This window comes from Pirellulales bacterium (genome assembly GCA_019636345.1).
In the GTDB taxonomy this organism is placed as follows: Bacteria; Planctomycetota; Planctomycetia; order Pirellulales; family Lacipirellulaceae.
Genome location: JAHBXQ010000002.1, coordinates 517,712 through 536,819 on the forward strand (window position 1 = coordinate 517,712; position 19,108 = coordinate 536,819).

The 19,108-nt window shown below is 65.4% G+C and carries 16 protein-coding genes; 12 read left to right on the forward strand and 4 right to left on the reverse strand.

What is annotated here, in order from left to right; genetic code table 11:
- The first annotated feature begins 48 nt into the window (after positions 1–48).
- The 5 genes from dnaG (at position 49) to greA (ending at position 7,131) form a co-directional block, all read left to right on the forward strand.
- A complete protein-coding gene (gene dnaG / locus KF688_05940) occupies positions 49–1,935 on the forward strand; it encodes a DNA primase (protein ID MBX3425202.1) in 1,887 nt (628 codons plus the stop codon).
- 220 nt (positions 1,936–2,155) lie between these two features.
- Positions 2,156–3,874 carry a sigma-70 family RNA polymerase sigma factor gene (locus tag KF688_05945; protein MBX3425203.1) on the forward strand — a complete coding sequence of 573 codons (1,719 nt, stop codon included), beginning with the start codon at positions 2,156–2,158 and terminating at the stop codon, positions 3,872–3,874.
- 283 nt (positions 3,875–4,157) lie between these two features.
- Positions 4,158–4,859, forward strand: a complete 702-nt coding sequence (locus tag KF688_05950; protein ID MBX3425204.1) for a phospholipase — start codon at positions 4,158–4,160, stop codon at positions 4,857–4,859.
- Between the two features lie 444 nt (positions 4,860–5,303).
- Positions 5,304–6,323 (forward strand): PEP-CTERM sorting domain-containing protein, encoded by a 1,020-nt coding sequence (locus tag KF688_05955; GenBank protein ID MBX3425205.1) that lies wholly within the window; start codon positions 5,304–5,306, stop codon positions 6,321–6,323.
- Between the two features lie 328 nt (positions 6,324–6,651).
- Positions 6,652–7,131 (forward strand): transcription elongation factor GreA, encoded by a 480-nt coding sequence (greA, locus tag KF688_05960; protein ID MBX3425206.1) that lies wholly within the window; start codon positions 6,652–6,654, stop codon positions 7,129–7,131.
- A gap of 68 nt (positions 7,132–7,199) precedes the next feature.
- Here greA and KF688_05965 read toward each other — a convergent pair whose 3' ends face one another.
- The 4 genes from KF688_05965 to KF688_05980 form a co-directional block, all read right to left on the reverse strand.
- A complete protein-coding gene (locus KF688_05965; GenBank protein MBX3425207.1) occupies positions 7,200–8,210 on the reverse strand; it encodes a galactose mutarotase in 1,011 nt (336 codons plus the stop codon).
- Positions 8,211–8,258: 48 nt separating this feature from the next.
- Positions 8,259–9,320 carry an NAD(P)/FAD-dependent oxidoreductase gene (locus tag KF688_05970; GenBank protein ID MBX3425208.1) on the reverse strand — a complete coding sequence of 354 codons (1,062 nt, stop codon included), beginning with the start codon at positions 9,318–9,320 and terminating at the stop codon, positions 8,259–8,261.
- Positions 9,321–9,423: 103 nt separating this feature from the next.
- The gene (locus KF688_05975; GenBank protein MBX3425209.1) at positions 9,424–10,197 is read right to left on the reverse strand and encodes an AMP nucleosidase; all 774 of its coding nucleotides are present in this window, start codon (positions 10,195–10,197) and stop codon (positions 9,424–9,426) included.
- Positions 10,198–10,261: 64 nt separating this feature from the next.
- A complete protein-coding gene (locus KF688_05980; protein ID MBX3425210.1) occupies positions 10,262–10,735 on the reverse strand; it encodes a nucleoside deaminase in 474 nt (157 codons plus the stop codon).
- A 397-nt stretch (positions 10,736–11,132) separates the two neighbouring features.
- Here KF688_05980 and KF688_05985 point away from each other — a divergent pair, with 397 nt between their 5' ends.
- The 7 genes from KF688_05985 to KF688_06015 all read left to right on the forward strand — a co-directional run bounded on the left by KF688_05985 (position 11,133) and on the right by KF688_06015 (position 19,055).
- Positions 11,133–12,830, forward strand: a complete 1,698-nt coding sequence (locus KF688_05985) for a type II/IV secretion system protein (protein ID MBX3425211.1) — start codon at positions 11,133–11,135, stop codon at positions 12,828–12,830.
- Between the two features lie 196 nt (positions 12,831–13,026).
- Positions 13,027–14,229, forward strand: a complete 1,203-nt coding sequence (locus KF688_05990) for a type II secretion system F family protein (protein MBX3425212.1) — start codon at positions 13,027–13,029, stop codon at positions 14,227–14,229.
- 185 nt (positions 14,230–14,414) lie between these two features.
- Complete coding sequence (gene gspG, locus KF688_05995; GenBank protein MBX3425213.1) at positions 14,415–14,855, forward strand: type II secretion system major pseudopilin GspG; 441 nt, start codon at positions 14,415–14,417, stop codon at positions 14,853–14,855.
- A 107-nt stretch (positions 14,856–14,962) separates the two neighbouring features.
- A complete protein-coding gene (locus tag KF688_06000; protein MBX3425214.1) occupies positions 14,963–15,631 on the forward strand; it encodes a prepilin-type N-terminal cleavage/methylation domain-containing protein in 669 nt (222 codons plus the stop codon).
- Positions 15,628–16,092, forward strand: coding sequence for a type II secretion system protein (locus KF688_06005; protein MBX3425215.1), 465 nt, complete (start codon positions 15,628–15,630; stop codon positions 16,090–16,092). The genes KF688_06000 and KF688_06005 overlap by 4 nt, the downstream gene beginning before the upstream one ends.
- The gene (locus KF688_06010) at positions 16,089–17,183 is read left to right on the forward strand and encodes a type II secretion system protein (GenBank protein MBX3425216.1); all 1,095 of its coding nucleotides are present in this window, start codon (positions 16,089–16,091) and stop codon (positions 17,181–17,183) included. The genes KF688_06005 and KF688_06010 overlap by 4 nt, the downstream gene beginning before the upstream one ends.
- Before the next feature lie 180 nt (positions 17,184–17,363).
- Positions 17,364–19,055, forward strand: a complete 1,692-nt coding sequence (locus KF688_06015) for a general secretion pathway protein GspK (GenBank protein MBX3425217.1) — start codon at positions 17,364–17,366, stop codon at positions 19,053–19,055.
- The last annotated feature ends 53 nt before the right edge of the window (positions 19,056–19,108 follow it).

The following is a 19,108-nucleotide window of genomic DNA, read 5'->3' on the forward strand; positions in this document are numbered from 1 at the left end:
TGAAATGTACGGTTCCTCCGACAACCGTTCCTCGCATGCCGAGCGACCGTGGCCTATCTCGACTCCCAGGACGCCAAAGAGCAGATCCGCCAGGCGGTCGATATTGTCGACCTCGTGGGGAGCTACGTCGCGCTGCGCCGGCAAGGGCGGGGGTACGTCGGGCTTTGCCCCTGGCATGACGACTCGCGACCCAGTTTTCAGGTGAACCCCGAGCGGCAGTCCTATAAGTGCTGGGTCTGCGACGTCGGAGGGGATGTTTTCTCGTTTGTCATGAAGGCCGAGGGGGTCGAGTTCCGCGAGGCCCTGGAGATGCTCGCCGAACGCGCGGGGATCGAGTTGACGCGCGGCAAGTCGGGCGGCGGGAACGACGCGGCTGACGCCGATCCCTTCGCCAAGCAAAACCTGTTGCGGGTCATGGCGTGGGCCGAGGAGCAGTTTCATCGCTGCCTGCTCCGCGACCCGGCGGCCGAGCCGGCGCGGCGCTATCTCGCCGAACGCGGAATCAGCGAAGCCAGCGTCGCGCAGTTTCGGCTGGGGTTCGCCCCTCAGCAATGGTCGTGGATCTTAGAACTCGGCGGCGCTGCGGGCTTCAGTCCGCCGGTCTTAGAACGCGTCGGTCTCGTGATCCGCAACGAAGCGGGCCGGTATTACGACCGGTACCGCGGACGCACGATCTTTTCGATTCGAGACGTTCGCTCGCGCCCGATCGCGTTCGGCGGCCGAGTGATCCCCGAGCTCGTCAGCGACGACGATCCGAACGCCGGCGGCGCCAAGTACATCAACAGCCCCGAGACGCCGCTGTTCTCCAAGAGCAGCCAGCTCTACGCGCTCGATCTGGCCCGCGACGCGGTTCGTGAAGAAGGGGGCCTGTTGGTCATGGAGGGCTATACCGACGTCATCATGGCCCACCAACATGGCGTGAAGCATGCGGTGGCCGTGCTCGGCACAGCGCTGGGGGACAAGCATATCCCGCTCGTGCGGCGGTTCACCGACAGCCTGACGCTGGTGCTCGACGGCGACGCCGCGGGGCAGAACCGCACGATGGACATCCTCGACAATCTGCTAGCACTGTTCGTCGAAAACGAGGTGGAACTGAAAATTCTGAGCTTGCCAACAGGGGGCGATCCGTGTGATGTTATTCTCTCGCAAGGAAGCGAAGCGTTTCGTCGGCTGCTTTCCACGGCGGTCGACGCCCTCGAACACAAGATCAACGCTGTGACCAACGGATTGGCGACAGCCCCCAGTGCTCATCGCTCGGCGCAGGCCGTCGAAGCGATTCTCGCGACGCTCGCCCGGGCGTTGCCGCAGACCGCCCCCAGTTCCGCGGCGCTGCTTCGCCAGGAGCAGGTCGTCGCTCGGGTGGCCCGGCAGTTCGGCGTTGCGGCCGATTCGTTGCGCGACCGGCTCAAGGCGATCCGACGCGACCAACGTAAGCGACTCGCCTCGGTGCGTGCGAGCGACGCGGCGCCCCCCGAAACGGAAAGCGCCGCGGGCGACCTCGTCCGCGCGTCCGCGACAGCGTGGGATCGAGAGGTCCTCGAATTGCTCCTGCACCACCCGCACACGGCGACCGAGTTGTTCGCCCACATCGCGGCCGAGGACTTCGCCTCTGAGGCGGCCCGCATCGCCTACGCCGCCATTGCGGCGCTCGACGCCGAGGGCGAGCTGCTCGCCTACGATCGTTGGATGCTCGCCCTGGACGACGTCGACGCGAAGAACCTGCTCGTCGATTGCGACGAACGGGGCAGCGGCAAGGCCGGCTCGGACGTGCAACTGCGCGTCCGCGGCGTGCTGGCCGACCTCGAACGCCGCCGCCGCGAACCCGAGGACGAGCGGCAACTCGCTCAGTTCCGTCAAAAAGCGTTTCTTGATTCGACGCAGGAGGACCAAGCGCTGTTGGACTATTACCGACGCTTAGGAGGCAAGTCGAACTAGCCGGCGCCGCAGGCTGGCAGACATTGCCGCCTGGGGAATGTCAGGCCTGTCGACCCTGCGACTCATACCGGCCTCCGGGCCTCACTTCCACGAACCAGCAACGACGACAACACCTTGAAGCCAGCGCCGGCAAGCCGGTTCGTCGCCCACGGACGGGTGACGGGTTTGCCATATCCCCCGCAACTTTTCTTGTGCACAGGACGTGCCGGAGGAGTTTTTTATGACCCAGACCGCTGCGCGCCTTCGCGCCCTCGCCGCCCTCGCCCAGACCCAGGGGCATCTCACCTACGATCAGGCGAACTCGTTCCTGCCGGACGAGGTGGCCCACTCGCGGCACATGGACCTGCTGCTCGAGCTGCTCGACGGCATGCAGATCGAGGTGGTCGAACCGGCCCGCCCGGCGCGCGTCGCCGAAGACGCGGCCGCAGCCGACGACGCGGCCTCGGCGCTCCTGCCCAGTGAGTTGCCGAAGCTGACCGACGACCCGATCCGCATGTATCTGTCGCAGATGTGTCGGATTCCGCTCTTGTCGCGCGACGAGGAAATCTCGCTCGCCAAAAAGATCGAGCTCTGCCGCAAGCGGTTCCGCCGCAACGTGCTCCGGTCGTTCTTCGCCTTGGAGAAGACGGTCGAAGTGCTTGAACGGGTCCACGCCGGCGAGCTGCCGTTCGATCGGACGATCAAGGTGTCGCTCACCGAGCGCCTGACTAAGTCCGAGATCTCGGCTCGCATGCCGCGCAACCTGCCGACCTTGCGGGCGTTGATGCACGCTCAGCGCGAGGACTACGGCGTGTTGACCAGCAAGTCGGCGCCGACGGAGGAGAAATCCGCGGCCCGCGCGCGATTCATCCGCCGACGCCGCAAAATGCTCAAGCTCGTCGAGGAGCTCAGCCTCCGGACGCGGCGGGTGCAGCCGCTGATGAACGAACTGGAAGAGATCTCCCGCCGGATGGACCGACTCAGCGCCCAGCTCAAGCAACTCCTCGAGCAGGGCGCCGGCGCGGCCCGAATCCGCCCGGTCCGCAACGAACTGCGGAACCTGATGCAGCAGACGCTGGAATCCCCCCGCAGCTTGCGCGACCGCTGTCGGCTCCTGCGCCGACAGCTCACCGAACTGGAACGCGTAAAACGCGAGCTCTCCAGCGGCAACCTGCGGTTGGTCGTTTCGATCGCCAAGAAGTATCGCAACCGGGGGATGAGCTTTCTGGATTTGATCCAGGAAGGGAACACCGGGTTGATGCGGGCGGTCGACAAGTACGAGTATCGCCGTGGGTTCAAGTTCTCGACGTACGCCACGTGGTGGATTCGCCAGGCGATCACCCGGGCGATCGCCGATCAGGCCCGCACGATTCGCATCCCGGTCCATATGATCGACGTGCTCAGCAAATTGCAGCAGACCGCCAAGCGGCTGCAGCACGAACTGGGCCGGATGCCCACGAACGAGGAGACCGCCCTGGCCGCGGGGATCGATCTCGACGAGAGCCTCCATGTGCTCGACATCGGCCGCACGCCGGTCAGCCTCGACCGACCGGTCGGCGAGGGAGACGATTGCAGCTTCGGCGAGTTCGTCGAGGACGGCCACGCCGATAACCCGCTCAAGCTGGCCAACAACAGCATCCTGCGGGAAAAGATCGACGGGCTTCTCATGACGCTCACCTACCGCGAACGCGAGATCGTGCGGCTGCGGTACGGGCTGCACGACGGCTACTGCTACACGCTCGAGGAGGTGGGGCGGATCTTCAAGGTCACGCGCGAACGGGTCCGGCAGATCGAGGCCAAAGCGATCTCGAAGCTGCAAAACCCGGTCCGCAGCAGCGAACTCGAGGAATACGTGGCCGACAGCCCCGTGATCGCTCCCGAGGAGGTCTGGGACGATATGCCGGCGACGCTGCCGCTGTTCCCGCAGGAGGAAGCCGCCGCCCTGCGAGCCGCGGCGTAAGGCCGCTGCCGGAGAATCGAAAACCGACGCCGAGGGCCCCGCGGCCACGTACGCGGGGCCCTCGGTTTGTTCATGCCCTCGGGATTACGAGGACCTGCGCGGACTTTCTTGTGCCTTCGCGCCTTTGTCGCAAGATTGGCTTTTGCACGAGATTCGTTGGGCAGAATCGGCGGCTTCGTGCTTGAAAGCCCGTCGGCGTCGGCGCCTGTGGCGTTTCAGACGACTCCGCTACAATGCAGGGGCCCGCCGCCTCTCTTGCCGCTGCTCCCGGAGTCGACTCCCGATGGCCCTGACCGCCGAATTGCTCCGGCAATTGCATCGCATTCACACGCAACTGGCCGACTTGCGCGACCGACTCGACCGCGGACCCCGCCGGATCCAAGTCCACCAGCGGAACGTCGAACAGATGGAGGCTGCCCTGGCTGCGGCCCAGGACGCGGTCAAGCAGACCAAGCTGCGCATCGATCGCAAGCAACTTGACCTCAAGGCGAACGAAACCAAGGTTGCCGAGTTGAAGGTCAAACTCAACGCCGCGGCGAGCAACAAGGAGTATCAGGCTCTGGTCGACCAGATCGCCGCCACCGAGATGGCCGGCAGCGTACTGGCGGACGAGATCCTGGAGGCTTTCGACAAGGTCGACGCGCTGCAGGTGGCCGTCGCCGAGGCGGAGAAGAACGTCGCTGCAGGCCGGACCGAGTTGGCCAAGACGCGCGACACGGTCGCGGCCGAGTCGCAAGTCGTCACGGGCGACGTGGCCCGACTGGAGCAGGAACTGGTTGAAGCGGAAAAGAAGCTCCCCGGAGATTTCCGCCCCGAGTACAACCGCCTGATCCGCAGCAAGGGTTCCGAGGGGATGGCCGAAATGGCCGGGGGCGTCTGCCAGGGATGCGGGCAGAAGGTGACGCTGCAGATGGAAAACGACCTGATGATGGACAAGGCCGTCTCCTGCAAATCGTGCGGCCGGATCCTGTACCTCGGCGAGTAGCCGAACCGCCGCCGCGCAGCGGCGGGCTGGAAAAGCCGTGCTGAGCGGTTTCGCACTGGCTTCCCGCTGGGAACGTCCCGTCGAGCAAGCCGCTTGCCAGCGAGACTCGTCGCTCTCTTTGCAACGAGGGTCGAATTTGCGCACGCCGCGTCGAGCGCTTCGATGCCTCATCTGCGTTTTCGCATATTGGGGCGCAGTTTTCGCTATATCGCATTGTCGCAGCTCAGCGCTCGGTTTAGCTTGAGTTCATGCGGTTGCCCGCGTGATCGACCCTCAGTGCATCGGGTCGTTGCGGGGCTTGGCCGCGCCGCTCTTCTTTAATTGCGTAGTCTGCGCTGACAGCATTTTGCAACGGTTCCGTCGGGCCGTGGTCTGGTCTTTGTCCCGGCATCCGGGAGAGGGTGATCTTGTGACTTGCTGGCTTTTCAACCCCCGGGAGACATCATGAAGCGACGTCATCTATTCACATTGGCCGCATGCGCGGTCGCCGTCTGGGCGACCTCGTCGGCCCAGGCCGTTCTCTTGGTGTACGAACCGTTTGACTACAACGTCGGTTCCCAATTGACAGGCCAGTCGGGCGGGCAAGGATTCAACGCCGCCTGGACGGGTCGCGAGAACAATCTTGCCAACGTTCCTGCCGGCAGCACCTCAATCCAAGCGGGCAGTTTGGCAGGCCCTGCGGGCTTGGTCACCCAAGGCGGGCACGCCATGATCACTGGCGCCAGCGGGACGACCCAGCCGGCAAGAACGTTCAGCGCTCAGGCTCAGGCTGCAATCGCCGCCCAGGAAGGCTCCGGCGGCAGCTTGTGGGTGAGCTTCCTCGCTCAGCGACAAGGCGCTGCGAACGACACCAGCACGGGCGCCGGCTCCAACTGGCTCAATAACCCCTATCCGCGCGGAGTGAACGTCAGCCTGTTTAACGCCGGGCTGAACGACGAGTTGACCGGCATCGGCAACTCGTCAGCCGCCAGCGACAACACCTGGTCGATCATCCCCGACGGATCGGGTGCGCAGCGAGAAGGCGCCTACAATCCTGCCGGTGGCGTGGCCGGCGGCGGGCCGGAAACCGTTGGCGCTGCGACTTATCCCTGGAATGATCTCCACTGGGCGGTCGTTCGCATCGACTACAACGGCGCCGGGGGCAACCAAGACATGCGACTTTGGTTGGATCCCGATCCGACCGGTGCTGCTCCTCTTGACGCCGACGCCGTGGCCACGATCATCGGCACCGACACCAACTATCGAACGCTGCTTGGCGTCGGCGGCTTGCGGCCGTTCGTCGGCAATCAATCAGGGACCGTCGGGGGAGCCAATTTCCAACCGGCTGGCGTGCTCGTGCTCGACGAAATTCGAGTCGGAACTGAATTTCGTGACATGAACTCCACTCAAGTGATTCCCGAGCCGGCGACCTTCGGCCTGCTCGCACTGGCCGGAGCGGCCCTGGCGATCCGGCGACGTCGCTAGAGCGAGCGATCGGTTGAGCATGTTCGAACTTGCGGCAGGGGGAACCGATGGTTCCCCCTGCCGTTTTCGTTTGTCGAATCCGCCTCGGCGGCTTTTTGAGCAGGCGGGCAAGTCGACGGGGCACAAGCGCGGTCGATTTTTTTGGCTCAACAGCAGCGCTGGGCGGTTTTTACCCGTCTTTACACACGAATCTCGTGCGCTCACAATGGACTCTGTTGCAGCCGGGTCTTCCGTTGGGGAGACCCGTTTTGTTTGGCGAGTCACCTAGTTTGCGAGTCGTCCCCCGCGGGGACGTCGCTCGCGCCGATTTGACGATTGCGAGCCCGCCATGGCCGAACGCACTCCCATGACCCGGACCGGTTACAACAAGCTCAAGGCCGAGCTGGAAGAACTGGCCAACGTCCAGATGCCCGAGATCGAGATGCGGATCGCCGCCGCCCGAGCCGAGGGAGATCTCAAGGAAAACGCCGAGTACCACGGCGCCCGCGAGAGCCAGGGGCTGCTGCAGGCGAAAATCAACCTGCTCAAGGCGAAGCTGGCCGGGGCCGAGATCGTCGACCCGGCGTTGCTCCCCAAGGGGCAGGTCGTCTTCGGCGCCACGGTCGTCGTCAAGGATCTCGACTTCGGCGAGAGCGAGGTGTTCACCCTGGTGGGCGCCGGCGAGGAGGACTACGACGAAGGGAAGATCCTCGTCAACAGTCCGATCGGCCAAGGGTTGCTGGGGAAGAAAGTCGGCGAACAAGTCGCGATCGAGGTCCCTGCCGGCGTGAACCGGTTCGAAATCCTGGAAATCCGCAGCAACGAGTGAAGCAAGGGATGAAGGGGGGAGGGCGGATACAAGCCGCCATCGTCTCCCCTTCGCTGCTTCCCCCAACGCTACTCCGCCTCGACCCCGATTTCGTAGACGCACACCTGCCGGTACGTCTCGCCTGGGCGGAGGGTCGTCGACGGAAAGTCGGGGTGGTTGGGGCTGTCGGGGTAGTGCTGCGTCTCCAGGCAAACCGCCGAGTGCTTTGCGTACACCTGCCCCCCCTTGCAGGTCTGCCCCCACAGAAAGTTGCCTGTGTAGAGCTGCACCCCCGGCTGGTCGGTGAAGCACCGCAGCACGCGGCCCGAAGTCGGCTCCCACAACTCGGCGATCAATCGCCGCGTCCCCAACTGGCCGTTGAGGACGTAATTGTGGTCGTATCCGTCGGCTTCGTGCCCGGTCAGTTCGGCAATCCGCGCGCCCAGTTTCCTTCGCTTGCGGAAGTCGAACGGGGTGTCCTCGACGCTCGCGACGACGCCGGTGGGAATACCCGTGGCGTCCTTGGGGGTGTAGTGATCCGCGTCGAGCCGCAACTCGTGGTCGAGAACCGTCGCAGCCCCCGCGCCGGCGAGATTGAAGTAGCTGTGATTTGTGAGATTCACCGGCGTCGGGGCGTCGGAGGTCGCCTCGTACTCGATGCGGATCGTTCCCGCGTCGGTCAGCGTGTAGGTGACGGTCGTTGTCAACTCGCCCGGATAGCCCTCTTCGCCGTCGGGGCTGACGTACGAAAATTTCACGCCGCTGGCGCCGGTGTCCTCGAACGGTTCCGCGCTCCATTCGACCCGGCTAAGGCTGCGGTCGACGCCGCCGTGAAGGTGGTTGGGGCCGTTGTTGGCAGCCAGTTTGTAGGCGACCCCGTCGAGGACGAATTTTCCGCCGGCGATCCGGTTCGCGTACCGACCGGTCGTGCAGCCGAAGTACTGGTTGTCGGGGCCCAGGTATTCCAGTTCGGCGTCGAAGCCCAGGACGACGTCGGCGAATTCGCCGTCGCGGTCGGGGACGTGCCATTCCATGAGCGTGGCGCCCAGTGAGCACCACTTGGCCCGCATCCCGTGTTTGTTTTCCGCCGTGAATTCCATACCGCGTCGTCCTTACACCCCGGGCGTGACCCTCGCGAGCATACCCGATTACCGGCCCCGCGCCGCCTGGCTAATCTTATCGCCGATCATGGCGATTTTCTGGTCCTTAAGCCGCTTTTCGTTGAGCCAGTACGGGCTGGTGATCTCCTTGAAGGCGTAAATCGCGGCCTGGATTCCCTCGGCCCAAGCGACTGTCACCAGTTTGATGTCGCCGTGAACGTCTCCCACCGCGAAAATCCCCCGGCGGCTGGTCTCGAAATAGGGGTCGATCGCGATGCTGCCGTCTTCGTTCAGCCGGAGATCGAGCCGTTGAAAAGTCTCCTTCGCGGACAAAAAGCCGATCTGTACGATGACGTAGTCGGCGGCCAGAACTTCGCCGGACGTGAGGGTTGCTGCGATCGCCCCCCCGTCGTAGGCCGCGGAGGCGACCTCGCACAGGCGGTGGACGCGTCCCCCGCTGTCGCGGACCCGATCGACCGTGTCGGCCTTGGCGATCGGCGTCTCCTCGCGCACGACGACGTCGACCGCCGCGCCGCGATCGAGGGCCATCACCGCGGCGTCCATCGCCGAGTCCCCGCCGCCGATCACGACGACCCGCGCGCCGTTGTAGTCGCCGATCTTGGGAACCTTGTAATACACGCTCCGCGATTCGAGCGCATCGAGCACCGGCAGCCTTCGCGGAAAGTGGAGCAGCCCGCAGGCGATGATCACCTTGCGGCACAGATAGGCGCCGCTCTTGGCGATCACCCGTTTGAGCGGATCGTCGCGCTCGGTCTGGTCGGTGTCCTCGACGGCGACCAGCTCGTCGTTGAAGCGAAACTGCACGAGCGCGTCGACCGCCTGCCGATAGACGCGGTCCGACAGTTCCTCGCCGCTGATGCCGTCGGGAAAGCCGGGGATGTCGACGATCTTCTTGTCGGGATAGAGAAACTGCGGCTGCCCGCCGGCGCGATCCTTGGCCTCGATCACCAGGGTGGTCAGTCCGCGGTGGGCCGTCGTCAAGCTCGCCGCCAACCCCGCCGGCCCGGCGCCGATGATCACGACGTCCCAGTAAGAGAGTGCGTCGAAGTCGAGATTCTCGTCAAGTTCGGTGACTTTGAAGTCGGCCATGGAGGGAGCGTTCCTCGCGGGGGCGCTTGGGGACGAAGGGACTGGAGGACGACGGGACCTTGGGACAAGCGGACGGCGGCTTTCGGCGGAGCGAGCGCCCCCCTCAATACTGAAAATGCTTAATCTGTTCGCCCTTCTCTTCGATCTCGCTGAGCGACTCAATCCCGATCTCGAGATGGACGTTCGACCAGTCGCGGGTCACGCGGGCGTCGCTCGCCTGGGTCTTGATCCCCTCGGGGGTCATCGGCAAGTCCGAGACCAAGAGCAGCGCCCCGCGCGCGATTTGGTTGCAGTGGCCGACGACGAACACCGTCGCCGTTTCCATGTCGATCGCAATCGGGGTGTAGTCGGCTAACTGCCGGCGGAACGTGTTGTCGTGCTCCCAGACGCGGCGGTTCGTCGTGTAGACGACCCCCGTGCGGTACTCCAAATGCCGCTCGACCAGCTTCTGCGAGACGAACTTGTGAAGCTTGAACGACGGCAAGGCCGGCACCTTGGCCGGCAGGTAGTCGTCGCTGGTCCCCTCGCCGCGGATGGCGCCGATCGGCAGAATGAAGTGGCCGATTTCGGTCGAGTGATGCACCCCCCCGCATTTGCCGAGAAACAGCGCCGCCTTGGGGTGTTTGGCGGTCAGCAGGTCCATCACCGTCGCGGCGTTGGGGGACCCGATGCCGAAGTTGATGATCGTCAGCCCGTCCTTGTTGCTGGCGGCTTGCATCGGCCGGTCGGCGCCGTAGATCCGGCAGTCGAACTTTTCGGCGAACTTGTCCACGTACGTGCGAAAGTTCGTCAGCAGGATGAAGTCGCCGAACTCCTCGAGCGGCATTCCCGTATATCGCGGCAACCAATCCTGGGCGAGCGCGAGTTTGGTGATCATGGCGAGTCTTCAGACTTGAGTCTTGAGGCCTGGGGATTGAGTCTTGAGGCTCCCGACTCAAGCCTCAATAGACCTTTCGAGCGGGGTCGGCGAGCCAGTCGGCGAACAGTTGTCGGCATTCGTCGCGGAGGGTGTCGTCGATCAGCTTCAACTTGCTCCCGCCCCGGCTCAGCAGTTCGGCGGCGGGCAGTTGCAGTTCGTTGAATCCCGCACTCTCGGCGTCGCCGATCGTGGCGCCGTAATACACCGTGTCGACCCGTGCCCAGTGGAGCGCCGCCATGCACATCGGGCAAGGTTCGCAGGTCGTCGCGACGATTGCCCCTTCCAGAAAAATATCGCTGATTTCGCGATTCGCGGCCCGAATCGCGTTCACCTCGGCGTGAGCCGTGATGTCGGTCGTCAGCACGACCGTGTTGTGGTTGCGAGCGATAATGCGATCGCCTTGGGCGATCGCGCATCCGAAGGGGCTCTGCCCCTTGGCGAGTCCCTGGCGGCAGGTCTCGATCGCCACGCGCATCAGTTCTTCAGGATCGATCATTGACACCCCAGAGGCAGGAAGGGCAAGCGGGGGGATATGGCGGGGTCGCTGGCAGCGGCATGTCAGAATATCAGATGATGCGGCGCGACGACCAGCCGGGATTTTCGCATCGCGCGGGCTTCCTGCATTGGATCTCTTCGCCGCGTTCCGTTTTTCGCGCGGCCCAAGGTCGAACAAATCGAGCCGTCAGGAGCATCGGTCCCAGGGAGGCCCCGTGCGCCGAGCTGCGGATGCCGGGGCTTCTTGTCGGGGCCGACGTACTGAATCCCACGCAATCGGAGCGAAACTCCACCCGCAGGGCGACTTGACCCCTTCCGGCCCGTTTGCCGGTCGATCGCGGGGAGTCAATAATGGGGGCGACAGAGACCGGGGTCTCGCGACTCCTCCCGAGGCGCTGATGGACGCAGGACAGATACTCCTTAAACACGGGCTGGTGACCGGCGACGATCTCGTCCGGGCCGATCAGTCGCGCACCAACGGCGAACGCGTCGACCAGCGCGCCGTCGACCTGGGCATGGTCCCCGAGGAAGCCGCTCTGCGGGCTCTTGGGTCCGAATTGGGGATCGACTTTCTCGATCTCGAATCCGCCGAGGTCGACCTCTCGCTCCTGGCGAGCTTTCCGCAAAAGCTGATCCATCGGCACGCGATGTTCCCCGTGCGGCGGACCGGGGCGGGAATGGTGGTGGCCACCAGCGACCCCCTCGACCTGTTTCCGCTCGACGACGCGGCCGCCGCGGTCGGCGTTCCCGTGCTGCCGATCCTCGCCACCCGCGAGCACATCGCCAAACGCATCAAGGCCCACCTGGGAGTCGGCAGCGAAACCATCGAAGGTCTCCTCGCCCAGCGCGAGGAGGAAGAGGTCGAACTCGTCGAGGGATTGCAGGTCGACGACGCTGAGATCTCCGCCCAAGTCCAAGAAGCCTCGGTCGTGCGGCTGGTCAACGAGATTTTGCTCGAAGCGATCGACAGCCGCGCCAGCGACGTCCACATCGAGTCGCAACCCTCGGGGGTCCGGGTTCGGTACCGCATCGACGGTTTGCTGCAGGCGCAGCCGACCCCGCCGGAGATCAATCGCTTTCAAGCCGCGATCATCAGCCGCCTTAAGATCATGGCGCGGCTCAATATCGCCGAGAAGCGACTCCCGCAAGACGGTCGCATCAAGCTCAAAGTCCATGGTCGCGAGGTCGACGTCCGCGTGTCGGTGATCCCCATGCTGCACGGCGAGGGGATCGTGATGCGGCTTCTGGACAAGGGCCGCATGAACTTCTCGCTCGCCAAGCTGGGGATGGAGCGGACGTTGCACGAACAGTTCGAGCAGCTCATTCAAATGCCGCACGGCATCGTGCTCGTCACCGGACCGACCGGCTCGGGGAAGACGACCACGCTCTACAGCGCGCTACTGCACATCAAGAGCGAAGACACCAAGATCATCACGACCGAGGATCCGGTCGAGTACCAGCTCGAAGGAATCAATCAGATCCAGGTTCACCCGAAGATCGGACTCACGTTCGCGGCGTCGCTGCGGTCGATTCTGCGGCATGACCCCGACGTGGTGCTCGTGGGCGAAATCCGCGACTTCGAGACGGCCGAGAACGCGATCCAGGCGTCGCTCACGGGGCACCTCGTGTTCAGCACGCTCCACACGAACGACGCTCCCAGCGCCTACACGCGACTGGTCGACATGGGGATCGAGCCGTTTCTCGTGGCGAGCACGGTCGAGGCGGTCATGGCTCAGCGCTTGGTGCGGACCCTCTGCCCCAAGTGCCGCGAGCCGTTCGATCCGATTCGCGACGACCTGCCGCCCGACTTTCCTTGGGATTCGTTCGTCAAGCTCGACCTGCCGTTGTACCGCCCCGGCGGGTGCCGGGAGTGCCGAGGAGGCGGGTTCGCGGGTCGGCAGGGCATCTTCGAACTCTGCCCCACGTCCGAATCCGTCCGGCAACTGGCTCACGACCGGGCCAGCAGTTGGGAAATCCGCAAAGCGGCGGTCGCCGACGGCATGCGCACGCTTCGCCAGGACGCCTGGCTCAAGGTGCTCGAAGGCCGAACCACGGTCGACGAAGTGCTCCGCGTCACCAAGGGAGACAGGCTGTAGATCGAGTGCAAGTTGGCTCGAACCCAACAGGAATTGCCGAGTTCGATTTGTTTTTTCGGATTTGTCGAGCGGGGCGAAGGTCTTCGTCGCTCGACGGTCGTCGGACCCACGGCCGCTCGCTTCCGTAATTTGCCGTGTCCCTGTTTCCATTGGCAATTCGCCATGATCCATCCCCAATTGACGCTTCTTCCCGCTGATGCCTGACTTCGCCTACATCGCTCGCGATCAGCGGGGGCAGCGCGTCGAGGGCTTGCTCGCGGCGGCGACGCAGCGCGAGGCGCTTGCGGCGCTCGCGGCCAAGGACCTGTTTCCAATGCAGGTCAAAGCGGCCGGGGGGCAGAAGCCGCAGGTCGGCGGGCTCAAGGTCCGACCGCAGGCGATGTCGCAGTTCTACACCCAGCTGGCGGCCTTGCTGCGCAGCGGCGTGCCGCTGTTGCGTTCGCTGGAGGTGCTGCGAGGCCAATCGTCCAATGCGTCGCTCAAGGAGATCTCCAGCGACCTGCACGCCCGCGTCACCGAAGGGGACTCGCTCGCCGAGGCGATGACCCGCCATCCCCGGGCGTTCAACGAATTGTCGCGCAGCATCGTTCGCGCCGGCGGCGAAGGGGGGTTCCTCGAGGAGGCCCTCGAACGCGTCGCCAAGTTCACCGACCAGCAGGCAGAACTCAAGAGCCGCGTGATGGGAGCCCTGGCGTATCCCATCTTTCTGGCCGTGTTCGGCGTGTCGATCGTCACCGTGCTGGTGATCTTCTTCGTGCCGAAGTTCGAGGAGCTGTTCGCCCGACTGCGCGCTCGCGGCGAGTTGCCGGCGCTCACCGATTGGCTGCTCGTTCTGAGCGACGCGGTCGGCAAGTACGGACTGTGGATCGCTCTGGGGATCGCGGGACTCGTGCTTACGGCGCGGGCCAAAATTCAAACTGCCGAAGGACGCTGGTTCCTTGATCGCTGGCGACTCCGGCTGCCGCAAGCCGGGCTCATTTATCGCAACTTCGCCGTGGCGCGGTTCTGCCGCGTGTTGGGAACGCTGCTCTCGGGAGGCGTGCCGATCGTGCGGTCGCTGAAGATCAGCGCCGACTCGACCGGCAATCGAGTCCTGGCCAAGGCGATCAACGACGCGGCCGACAATATCACCGCGGGCGAATCGTTGGCCGCCCCGCTGGCCGCAAGCGGCCACTTTCCCCCCAACGTGGTCGAGATGGTCGGCGTGGCCGAGCAGTCCAACACGCTCGAAACGGTGCTGACGGACATTGCCGACTCGCTGGAGCGGGAGACTTGGCGAAGGCTCGACCTGTTCGTGCGATTGCTGGAGCCGGTCATGCTGCTGGCGCTCGCCTCGGCGGTGCTGGTGATCGTGATCGCCCTGCTCTTGCCCATGCTGAAATCGGCCATGGCGATGTAGCGACGGTGAACTGGGCCACGAAAATGGGGCGCCAGTGTGCTAAAATCGGGAAACTGGCCACGCCCGACGCGGGTTGGATTGCCAGAGAGTTTGACTTGCCGCCAAGCGCGTTCCAGGGATCGCTCCGATCCCTAGTCGCCCGCTCGACGAACGCTTAGCGGCTCTTGACAAAAAGGATTGAGGCAATGGAACGAGGCAAGGGGCAAACGCGGCGGCGATCCACGGCCGCGGGTTTTACGCTCATCGAAGTGTTGCTGGTGCTGATCATCCTGGTCATCATCGGCTCGCTGACCGTGAACATGTTCACCGGCACGCAGAACCTGGCCAGCATCCGTGCCGCCAGGGCGCAGTTGTCGCTCGTGGACGAAGCGGTGCGGCGCTATCACCTCGACTTCAACAAGCATCCGCCGAAGCTGACCGACCTGTGGGAGAAGCCGAGCGATTCCGAGCAGGCCGAGAAGTGGGGGGGCCCCTACCTCACGCCGCTTAAGAAGGATCCCTGGGAGAACGATTACCAATACTCGGCCCAGGGCAAGAAGAACTCGTCGGGGTACGACTTCTGGTCGAACGGCCCCGACGGCAAGAGCGGCACGGACGACGACATCGGCAACTGGGAAACGAAATGAGCCGAGTCGCGGAGGCTCCCCTCCCCTCGCCGGGGAGGGGCTGGGAGGGGCGTAACGCGGCGGAGTCTCTCCCGTCGGCGTGCGTCGATCCTCCAGGCCGACGCGTCGTGACGCCGCGCCGCGGCGTCACGCTGGTCGAACTCCTCTTGGTGCTCGTGCTGTTGGTGGTCATCGGCAGTCTCGCGGCGCCGACGGTCGACAACGCCTTCGTTGCCTCGAGGCTGCGCCGCGGCGGCGATCGAGTCCTCGCCGCGTGGTCGCAGGCGCGGATCGCGGCGATCGACTCGGGCGAGGTGACGCAATTCACCTTTCAACTGAGCGGCGACGGCTTCCGCGTCGAACTCTGGGATCCGCTGGCGCCGCAATCCGGTGCGAGCCCGGCGACGTCCTCTCCCTCAGCGGCGTCGGTCGGTTCGGCCGCGGGAGCGACGCCGCCCGGGGCCACGGTCGCGGCGGCAGGGGCCGAGAAGCTCAAGCCGATCGAGGGCAAACTCCCCGAGCAGATCACGTTCCATGCGGGGCAAATCGTCTCGGTTCAGCCGGAGGACCGCCGCCGAGAGGTCGCCTCGCTGGCCCCGCAAGGGGGCGAGTGGTCGCAGCCGATTCTGTTCTTCCCCGACGGCAGCTCTTCGGACGCGGCGGTCACCTTGGCGACCGATCGCAAGCAGTACCAGCGGATCACCCTTCGCGGGCTCACTGCCGTCGGACGGGCGAGTTTGGTCATGGGCGCCACCGAGCTTCAGCGTCACGACGCAACCCAGCCGAGGACGCCATGAAGACTCGTCGCACGCATTGTCGCCAGGCGTTCACCCTGCTGGAAGTGATCCTCGCGCTGGCGATCCTGGGGGGCGCTGTGGCGCTGTTGGGCGAAATCATGCGAATGGCCAACCGCGGCGCCGTCGACGCCCGGGCCGAGACCCAGGCCGAACTCCTCGCCCTGAGCGTTATGGACGAACTCGAATCAGGCTACGCCGATCTCGCGTCGGTCACTCGGCAGCCGTTGTCGGCCGTCGATCCGGAAACGGTCGCGACCGACGGCCCGTGGGTCTGCTCGGTGGCCGTGGGAACATCGCAGATCATCGGGATCGTCCCGGTCGAGGTGCTCGTCGAGCAGGACCTCGAACAGCAATTCAACCCGGTGCGATATCGGCTCGTGCGGTGGTTCGCTGAGATCTCGCCGTCGGCGGATGCGAGTTCGTCGTCGGCCGGCGGCGGATCAGGCGGAGGCAGTCTGTGAACGCAACGCGTCGATTCGCCGCGTCCCGCGGCTTTACGCTGCTGGAAATCGTCCTGGCGCTTGCGCTGTCGACGGGGGTGTTGTATCTCCTCGCAACGGCGATGGAGTTGTTTATGTTCCGCGTCGATTCGAGCCGCTCGCGCGTCGAGGCGGCCCAGGTCGCGCGGGCCGTGTTCGACCGGCTCGACCAGGACCTGCAGGCGCTGCGCGTCGTCCCGCCGCCGCGCAGCGCGGGGGGCAGCGGCGGCTCGGGAACTGGCGCGGGCGGCGACTCCGGCGGGGCGTCCCCGGGCGCCGGCGCGGGGGCGACGGATCAGCAGGGATCGCCGACCGGATCGTCGTCACCCTCCTCATCGCAAGCAGCTCCGTTCGTCGGCACGGCGACGGAGCTTCGCTTCGACCGGGGCGCCGCGCGCGGGTGGGAACGCCTGACCCGGCAACTCGAAACCGCCGAGCCGACCGCCGCCGAGACTTTCCCCGCGACGGTGCGGTACTGGTTGCTCGACGAGGATCGCCGGACGGCCGCCGCGCTGGCCGCCGCGGGTGCGACGGCCGAACCGACGAAGCGAATCTCGGGGCTCTACCGCGACGCAATCGCCACCGCCGCCGCGAGGACCGCCCAATCGAGCAGCGGAATCGGATCGATCGCGTCGTCCGCCCCGGTGGGAGGGTCGACGCTCGAGCTCCCCGCCAAGGCCGACACGCAACTCCTCGCGCCGGAGATCCTCGAACTCAAATTCGCGTACTTCGACGGCACGAACCTGCTGGAGCAATGGGACCCGACCGTGACGCCCGGCTTGCCCGTGGGGATCGAGGCAACGCTCCGGGTGCTGGAGACCTCGTACGAGGCTGCAGTCGAAGCGCAGCAGAACGCGCAGCTCGAGCGCAAACTCGTTGAGGAACGCCACGTGGTCGTGTATCGGCGATTCATCCGCATGCCGTCCGCGGCGCCCGCGCCCCCTGACCAAATGCTGCTGCGGCCCAGTCAGGGCGGAGGCCAGGGAGGCGGCCAAGGTCGCGGCGGCGGCCCCGGCGGCGGACAAAATGGAGGCGACCAGCAGGAGGGAGAGGGACAAGTTCCCGCCGCTTAAGGCCGTAACTCGCGGAAAGAGTCCGGCGTGGTCTGAAAAGTCGGGGTGCGGCCGCACGAAGCAAGAATCCGCCTCTCAAGTCGCCTCCATCGCCGCAGCGGGCGACAATCCCAAGCCTCTGTCGCTCCATAAGCAACACCTGCAATACTTACAAAACCTCGCGTCTCTTCCCCGCTCGACATGCCGGCGCCCATTGCCAACCCGATTCCAAAATCCCGCGGCAGCATTTTGCTGCTGGTGTTGGTGGCGGTCGTGGCGTTGACCTTGGGGACGGGGGCCTATCTCGCGCTCATGCAAGGCGAGCATCGCGCCGTACGGCGGCACGGCCGACAGGCCCTTTGCACGTCTCTGGCCAAGTCGGGGATCGCTTACGCCCAGGTCCTGCTGGCCAAGACTGACGAATCGCTCGCCGCTGTGGGGGGGCCCTTCCAGAATACGACCAATCTCTGCGGCGCCCTGGTGATCGACGCCGCCGAGCCGATGGATCGCGGCCGGTTCTCGGTGATCGCCCCGACGATGGTCGACGGCATCTACTCCGGTTGGACGTACGGGTTCGAGGACGAGTCGTCGAAGCTCCATCTCAATTCGCTGGTGACCGCCGGGGAGACCGACGAGGAGGGCCCGCGCAACCGGCTCCTCGCCCTGCCGGGGATGACCGTCGAGATCGCCGACGCGATTCTCGACTGGCTCGACGCCGACTCGAACGTCCGTGTCAGCGGCGCCGAGGACGAATATTACCAGGGGCTCAATCCTCCCTATCTGCCGGCGAACGGGCCGATCGGCCACCTTGACGAATTGCTGCAGATCCGTGGCGTGACGCCCGAGTTGCTCTACGGAATCGACCAGAACCGCAACTTCGCGATCGACCCCGGCGAGACGCCGCGGGGCATGCTCGCGGAACTCGACAATTCGACGGGCGAGATCACGCGGGGCTGGGCGGCGTACCTGACGGTCGACGGCGTCGAATCCTTCCCGCAAGCCTCGGGGGGCAAACGCATTAACCTCAACGGTCCGAACCTGCAGACGCTGTATAGCGAACTCGGCCAGGTCCTCACCGACGAGCAAGCGAAGTTCCTCATCCTCATGCGGCAGTACGGCGCTCAGCAGAACCTCGCGGGGGGGCAAGGACAACCTCCCGACGGCGGACCCGGCGGTCAACGGGGAGGCGGACAGCAACCTGGCGCGGGACAGCCCTCGATCGTTCAGTCGGGCGGGGAGCAACCCGGAGGCGGACGACAGGGCCGCGGGGGCGATCCCCGGCAGGGCGCCAACATGGTCAGCGCCGCCGCGGTGCAACTGGACTTCCAACGTCAGCCGGCGGCGAACATCGGCTCGCTGCTCGACGTCGTCGGCGCCACCGTGCAAATCGCCGCCGAAGGTTCGCCGCCGCAAACCGTGACGTCGCCTTGGCAGGAGGGCGCCGGATACGCGGAATTGATGAAGCTGTACGACGCGGCGACCGCGGCCCCTGTGGCGCGCGTCGGGGGGCGGATCAACGTCAACCGGGCGCCCCGGGCCGTGCTTCGCTCGATTCCCGGGATCGACGCCGCGACGATCGAGCAAATTGTGATGCGTCGCGATGGCGTCTACGATCCGATCGCCGGACCGCGTCGGCACGCGGTCTGGCTGTTGGTCGAATCGGTCGTCGATCTGGCGACGATGCGCGCGCTGGAGCCGTACGTCACCGGCGATGGGAGCGTCTTCAGCGCGCAAGTGTTGGGCTACTTCGACGCGGGCAACGATCTGGCCCGTTTCCACGTGGTCGTCGACCGTTCGGCGGCGACCCCGCAGGTGGTCCGGATCGAAGACCTCGCCCCCCTGGGTCGCGGATTCCGCCCGACCGCCGTCGGAGCCCAGGAGTCGAGTCCGTAGCGCGGTCGAAGCCGCGCCTCGTCGTCGTTTGGAACCCGCCCCGCTCGCCAAGT